The sequence below is a fragment of the Rhodococcus sp. YH1 genome, assembly GCF_009939605.1.
Classification (GTDB): Bacteria; Actinomycetota; Actinomycetes; order Mycobacteriales; family Mycobacteriaceae; genus Rhodococcus; species Rhodococcus aetherivorans.
In genome coordinates this window covers 34,546-41,068 of sequence record NZ_WVTE01000235.1, presented here as the reverse complement: position 1 = coordinate 41,068, position 6,523 = coordinate 34,546, and the positions used below count along the sequence as shown (strand labels likewise).

Genomic DNA, 6,523 nt, shown 5'->3' with positions numbered 1-6,523 from the left:
ACCATGAACCCCACCCGGAACCGGACCGCGGCCGAGTTGCCGACCGAGATGCTGGAGCGGTTCCGATCCCGTGCCGGCGAACTCGACCGGTCCAACTCCTACTTCGACGAGTTCGTGGGTGAGCGCGTCGTTGCCGGGGTGGAATCCCCCGCACCGCACGTCGCGGTAGAGGCGTTCGAGCTCGTTCCCGGTGAACATGCCGGCGCCACCGGCCACGTCGAGGGCGATGTCGACGACCCGTTTGGCCGCTTCCACCGCCCGCCACTTCATCGCATACACCTTGGGCACCCACTCGTCGCCGTGGTCCGTGCCGGCCACCCAGTCCGCGACGAACCGGTCGAGCGTCGCCGAGGCGGCGTCCAGCTCGAGATACATCTCCGCGACCTGGTGCTGCACGAACGGGTTGTACGCGTACGCGCCCCGCTCGATCGCCACCGAGGTCTTGCGCCGGGCGCTGCGGACGGCGAGTTCCAGGGCGCGGTCGGCGATCCCCAGGTACACCGCCGCCATGAGCGAGAGCGGCCACATCGTCATCGCCACGAGGAACGGGTCGCTGCCGTCGCCCGCGGGTACGACCCGCCCGATGCGGTCGTCGGGCACGAAGACGTCGTCGAGAACCGTGTCGTGGCTCTGCGTCGGCCGCATGCCGAGGGTGTCCCACGTCTCCACGACCTTCACCCCCGCGCTGCCTCGTTCGACGAAGGCGTGCACGATGTGCGGCCCGCCCGCCGCGTCCGCGTCGACGGCGTGCGCGCCGAGCCACCGCCACGCCGGACCGTTGGAGCCGAACTGTTTGCGGCCGGTGAGCCGGTAGCCGCCCGCCACGCGCTGCGCCCGGCACGTCGACAGCAGCACCGGGATGTCGTTGCCCGTCTCGGCGTGTCCGGCGGCGAACACGTCGCCGGCCACCGCGGCCTCCAGGATCCAGCGGAGCGACGTGTCGCCCGTGCGTTCCAGTTCGGTGGCGATCCCGATCCAGTAGGAGTGCATCGTCATCGCCAGCGCGGTCGCCGGGGCGTAGCGGGCGAGGCGCCGCTGGCTCGCGGCCAGCCGGGCCAGATCGAGGCCCCATCCCCCGTAGCGGGTGGGTACGGCGGCGGCGAGATAGCCGGCGCCCCGCAGCTCGACGAGGTCCTCGTCGAAGTAGGAGTTGGACCGGTCGAGTTCGCCGGCACGGGATCGGAACCGCTCCAGCATCTCGGTCGGCAACTCGGCCGCGGTCCGGTTCCGGGTGGGGTTCATGGTGAGTGTGGTGTCCATGGCCACGACGATGCGCCCGCCTGCTCTCACCGCGCTCCCACCGGATCCCAGCGCGCCGAGAGCGCGCGGGAGCGCCGGGGCAGGGCCCGCACGGACCGTGAGAGGCATGAACGCGACGACATCCCTGCCCCTGTCCGGGACGATCCTGTCGATCTGGGCCCACCCCGACGACGAGACCTACCTCGCCGCCGGCGTCATGGCCGCCGCCCGCGACGACGGCCGGCGCGTCGTGTGCGCCTCGGCCACCGCCGGCGAGCACGGAACCGCCGACCCCCGCTCGTGGCCTCCGGAGCGGCTGGGCCGGGTCCGCCGCTGGGAAGCGGCCGCCGCCATGGCCGTCCTCGGTGTCGAAGAGCACCACGTCCTCGGCCTGCCGGACGGTGCCCTCGCCGAGCACGAGGACACCGGTCTCGCGTGGGCCGGACGGCTCCTCGACGACGTCCGCCCCGGCACGATCCTGACCTTCGGTGCCGACGGGATGACCTACCACCCCGACCACACCGCCGTGCACCGCTGGGTCACCCGGGCCTGGCGTGACCGCGGTTGCCGTTCCCGGCTGCTGTACGCCACCCCCACCGTGGAGCATCTCGACCGGTTCCGGGACCTCTACGAGGAATGGGGCATGTACATGAGCGACGAGCGCCCCACGGGCGTGCGCGAAGAGCGGCTCGCGGTCCACGTCCGGCTGCACGGGCTCGCGCTCGACCGCAAACTCACCGCGCTGCGGGCCATGGCGACCCAGACCGCCGACCTCGTCGCGCGGATCGACCCGGCGGTCTACGCGGCCCAGATCGCGGAGGAGGCGTTCGTCGCCGCCCCTCGCGTCCCGGACCGCGGCGATGCGGCGACGAGAACCGCAGTGGCGCGGTGACGGGCCGGGCTACCGGTGCCGCTCGGCGAGGCGCTCGGCCGACGACCGGACCTGCTCCCGGAGTTCGGGCGGCCCGAGCAGCTCGGCGTCGTCGCCGAGTTGCCACATCGCGGCGCCGGCGTGGGTGGCCCCGCCGAACTCCGCCTCGGCCTCCCACCAGCCGTCGCCGGTGGGCCGCTGCGCGACGACGCGGATCGCGATCGCCGCGAGGTCTTCCCGGCGCCGGTCCCGGATCCGCACCGCGGCGGTGACCGTGCCCAGACCGGCCCGGAACTCGGTGCGGCGCCGCTGCCAGATCCGGGCGAGGTCGACGTCGGGTGGGCGGTGAGCCGCGGTGTCGAGCGGTTGCACCCGTTCCATGCGGGAGAGGCGGTAGGTGCGTTCGGCGCCGCGATGCAGCGCCACCAGATACCAGCGGCCCGCCGCGCTGACCAGCCCGAGCGGGTCGACCGTCCGCCACCGCGCCTCGGCGCCACGGGAGCGGTAGCGGATGCGCAGGCGGCGATCGGTGAACACGGCCTGCTGGACGACGCCGAGGTGCTCGTCCCGCCGGTGATCGACCACCCACCCCGACGAGCTGACGACGATCCGCTCCCCGACCCGCGCGGCGGCGGTGCGCTGCGCCTCGGGCAGCGCGACGGTCACCTTCCGCATCGCCGAGGCGAACGCGGAGGCCATGCCGAGCGAGTCGGGGGTGGCCGACGCGCTCGCCGCGAGCAGGGCGGTCGCCTCGTCGACGGTCAGGCCGGTCAGGTCGGTGGTGAAGCCGGGGAGCAGCGCGAAACCGCCGTCGCGTCCGCGTTCGGCGTAGACGGGGATCCCGGCCGCCGACAGGGCCTCGACGTCGCGCAGCACGGTGCGCACCGAGACCTCGAGTTCCCTGGCGATCGCGGGCGCGGTCATCCGGCCCCGGTGTCGCAGCAGCAGGACCAGGGACAGCAACCGATCGGCTCGCACCTGCCGAACTCTCCCAGAAATACATGACAGAAGGTGTCGTGTTTCGCGTGCAGGATCGTGTCCGGCAGCAACCACACGACCGAAAGGCCCGACATGAGCACCGCGTCCGACCCCCGTCCCCTCTACCGCGACGCCCTGGCGTGGGTGGCCACGCTGATCGACGAGGTCCGCCCCGAGCAGATGACCGACCCGACGCCCTGCCCGGACTACGACGTGCGCGCGCTGCTCGGCCACCTCGTCGCCACCGTCGATCGCGGCCGCGTGATCGGCAGCGACGGCGACCCGCTGAGCGTTCCGGAGTTCCTGACCGGCGTGCCCGACGACGCGTGGCGCGCCGAACTCGAGCGGGCGCAGGCCCACTACCGGAAGGTGTGGAGCGACGACGACCTGCTCGACCGGCCCGTCGTCGCGCCGTGGGGAACGGTGCCCGGCCGCGCCGCGGTGCTGAGCAGTCTCAACGAGGCCCTCGTGCACGGCTGGGATCTCGCCGTCGCCACGGGACTGCCGGCCGAGCCGGATCCGGTGCTCGTGGAGGCCGCGTTCGTCGTCGCGCGCAGCAAGATCCCCGCCTCCGTGCGCGGCGGACGGGTTCCCTTCGGCGCGGCCGTCGAGCCGGCGCCGGACGCGAGCCCCGTCGAGCGGCTCGCGAACTGGTCCGGGCGGGACACCGCGGCCTGGCGGCGCTGATCCCGACACACCAACGCCGACGGGCGGCACCCGCAGTGGGTGCCGCCCGTCGGCGTTCGTCGGAGCAGGACTACTCGGCGTCCTTGGCCAGGGCCACCGCCGGGGTGTCGGGCACCGCGGCCGGCTTCTCGCTCGGGGTGAAGGTGAACTTCGCGTTCTCTCCGGCACCCTCGCCGTCCCAGCCTTCGACGTCGACCAGGACGATCTGGCCGGGGCCGATCTCGTTGAAGAGGATCTTCTCCGAGAGCTGGTCCTCGATCTCGCGCTGGATCGTGCGGCGCAGCGGCCGGGCGCCGAGGACCGGATCGAAGCCCCGCTTCGCGAGCAGCGACTTCGCCTTCTCGGTGAGCTCGATGCCCATGTCCTTGTTCTTCAGCTGCACCTCGACGCGGCCGATCATCAGGTCCACCATCTGGATGATCTGATCCTGCGTGAGCTGGTGGAAGACGATGATGTCGTCGATGCGGTTGAGGAACTCGGGCCGGAAGTGCTTCTTCAGCTCGTCGTTGACCTTGAGCTTCATCCGCTCGTAGTTCGACTCGGCGCCGGAGCCCTTGGTGAAGCCCAGGCCGACCGCCTTCGAGATGTCGGCGGTACCGAGGTTCGAGGTGAAGATCAGCACGGTGTTCTTGAAGTCGACCGTGCGTCCCTGGCCGTCGGTGAGGCGGCCGTCCTCGAGGACCTGCAGGAGGGTGTTGTAGATCTCCTGGTGGGCCTTCTCGATCTCGTCGAACAGGACCACGGAGAACGGCTTGCGGCGCACCTTCTCGGTGAGCTGGCCGCCCTCTTCGTAGCCGACGTAGCCCGGAGGGGCACCGAAGAGCCGCGACGCGGTGAACCGGTCGTGGAACTCGCCCATGTCGATCTGGATGAGCGCGTCGTCCTCGCCGAACAGGAAGTTCGCGAGCGCCTTCGACAGCTCGGTCTTACCGACGCCGGACGGGCCGGCGAAGATGAACGAACCGGCGGGACGCTTCGGGTCCTTCAGGCCGGCGCGGGTACGCCGGATCGCCTTGGCGACGGCCCTGACGGCGTCCTCCTGGCCGATGATCCGCTTGTGCAGCTCGTCCTCCATGCGGAGCAGACGGGTGGTCTCCTCCTCGGTGAGCTTGAACACCGGGATACCGGTCCAGTTGGCGAGGACCTCGGCGATCTGCTCCTCGTCGACCTCGGCGATGACGTCGAGATCACCGGCGCGCCACTGCTTCTCGCGCTCGGCGCGCTGCGCGACGAGCTGCTTCTCCTTGTCGCGCAGGTTCGCGGCCTTCTCGAAGTCCTGCGCGTCGATCGCGGACTCCTTCTCCCGGCGCGCGTCGGCGATCTTGTCGTCGAACTCGCGCAGGTCCGGCGGCGCGGTCATCCGGCGGATGCGCATGCGCGCACCGGCCTCGTCGATGAGGTCGATCGCCTTGTCCGGCAGGAAGCGGTCGTTGATGTAGCGGTCGGCCAGGCTCGCCGCGGCGACCAGCGCCTTGTCGGTGATGGACACGCGGTGGTGCGCCTCGTACCGGTCGCGCAGGCCCTTGAGGATCTCGATGGTGTGCTCGACCGTCGGCTCGCCCACCTGCACCGGCTGGAACCGGCGCTCGAGCGCGGCGTCCTTCTCGATGTACTTGCGGTACTCGTCGAGGGTGGTGGCACCGATGGTCTGCAGCTCGCCGCGCGCCAGCTTCGGCTTCAGGATCGACGCCGCGTCGATGGCGCCCTCGGCGGCACCCGCCCCGACGAGCGTGTGCAGCTCGTCGATGAACAGGATGATGTCGCCGCGGCTGTTGATCTCCTTGAGCACCTTCTTCAGGCGTTCCTCGAAGTCACCGCGGTAGCGGCTGCCCGCGACCAGCGAACCGAGGTCGAGGGTGTACAGCTGCTTGTCCTTGAGCGTCTCGGGGACCTCGCCGTTGACGATGGCCTGCGCCAGGCCCTCGACGACGGCGGTCTTGCCGACGCCCGGCTCGCCGATGAGCACCGGGTTGTTCTTGGTGCGGCGGCTCAGGACCTGCATGACGCGCTCGATTTCCTTGGCGCGACCGATGACGGGGTCGAGCTTGCCCTCGAGCGCGGCCTGCGTGAGGTTGCGGCCGAACTGGTCGAGCACCAGCGACGTCGACGGAGTGCCGGCCTCGCCACGGCTGGTGCCGGATTCCTGGGGCTCCTTGCCCTGGTACCCGGAGAGCAGCTGGATGACCTGCTGGCGCACCCGGTTCAGGTCCGCACCGAGCTTGACGAGCACCTGTGCCGCGACGCCCTCGCCCTCGCGGATGAGGCCGAGGAGGATGTGCTCGGTACCGATGTAGTTGTGTCCGAGCTGCAGCGCCTCACGCAGGCTGAGCTCGAGCACCTTCTTGGCACGGGGCGTGAACGGGATGTGGCCCGACGGGGCCTGCTGTCCCTGGCCGATGATCTCCTCGACCTGGCTGCGGACGCCTTCGAGGGAGATCCCCAAAGATTCGAGCGACTTGGCCGCTACGCCCTCGCCTTCGTGAATGAGGCCCAGGAGAATGTGCTCCGTGCCGATGTAGTTGTGGTTGAGCATCCTGGCCTCTTCCTGAGCCAGGACGACGACGCGCCGCGCGCGATCGGTGAACCTTTCGAACATCGCACTCCCTCACACTCTCCGGCCGACAGGTCCGGTACGCGGATCGTTCCGGACCCGGCTGCCGCGTTTCGCTCCGGCACTCGAGTCGTCGAGTGGAACCAGGTTCCACGACCCCACTTGACACTCTAGTTGCCGCCGTTTCGAGGCGCTGC

Annotated in this window: 5 protein-coding genes; 2 read left to right on the top strand and 3 right to left on the bottom strand. The window is 70.8% G+C overall.

Going from position 1 to position 6,523, the window contains the following annotated elements; genetic code table 11:
- A partial coding sequence (locus AIIKEEIJ_RS21500; RefSeq protein WP_238406512.1) for an acyl-CoA dehydrogenase family protein occupies window positions 1–1,260 on the bottom strand: 1,260 nt, incomplete at its 3' end.
- Window positions 1,261–1,366: 106 nt separating this feature from the next.
- On the opposite strand from AIIKEEIJ_RS21500, the gene AIIKEEIJ_RS21495 reads away from it, so the two are divergent.
- Window positions 1,367–2,131, top strand: a complete 765-nt coding sequence (locus AIIKEEIJ_RS21495) for a PIG-L deacetylase family protein (RefSeq protein ID WP_029540736.1) — start codon at window positions 1,367–1,369, stop codon at window positions 2,129–2,131.
- Between the two features lie 9 nt (window positions 2,132–2,140).
- Here the strand turns inward: AIIKEEIJ_RS21495 and AIIKEEIJ_RS21490 are convergent, their stop codons facing one another.
- Window positions 2,141–3,088, bottom strand: coding sequence for a helix-turn-helix transcriptional regulator (locus tag AIIKEEIJ_RS21490; protein ID WP_006930367.1), 948 nt, complete (start codon window positions 3,086–3,088; stop codon window positions 2,141–2,143).
- Window positions 3,089–3,181: 93 nt separating this feature from the next.
- On the opposite strand from AIIKEEIJ_RS21490, the gene AIIKEEIJ_RS21485 reads away from it, so the two are divergent.
- Window positions 3,182–3,775 carry a TIGR03086 family metal-binding protein gene (locus AIIKEEIJ_RS21485; RefSeq protein WP_050034530.1) on the top strand — a complete coding sequence of 198 codons (594 nt, stop codon included), beginning with the start codon at window positions 3,182–3,184 and terminating at the stop codon, window positions 3,773–3,775.
- Between the two features lie 70 nt (window positions 3,776–3,845).
- Here AIIKEEIJ_RS21485 and AIIKEEIJ_RS21480 read toward each other — a convergent pair whose 3' ends face one another.
- Window positions 3,846–6,371, bottom strand: coding sequence for an ATP-dependent Clp protease ATP-binding subunit (locus AIIKEEIJ_RS21480; protein WP_029540728.1), 2,526 nt, complete (start codon window positions 6,369–6,371; stop codon window positions 3,846–3,848).
- Window positions 6,372–6,523 lie beyond the last annotated feature (152 nt).

Bases quoted from the DNA above. Each gene is read 5' to 3' on its own strand.
- AIIKEEIJ_RS21480 (WP_029540728.1), bottom strand. From the start codon at position 6,371: ATGTTCGAAAGGTTCACCGATCGCGCGCGGCGCGTCGTCGTCCTGGCT.
- AIIKEEIJ_RS21485 (WP_050034530.1), top strand. From the start codon at position 3,182: ATGAGCACCGCGTCCGACCCCCGTCCCCTCTACCGCGACGCCCTGGCG.
- AIIKEEIJ_RS21495 (WP_029540736.1), top strand. From the start codon at position 1,367: ATGAACGCGACGACATCCCTGCCCCTGTCCGGGACGATCCTGTCGATC.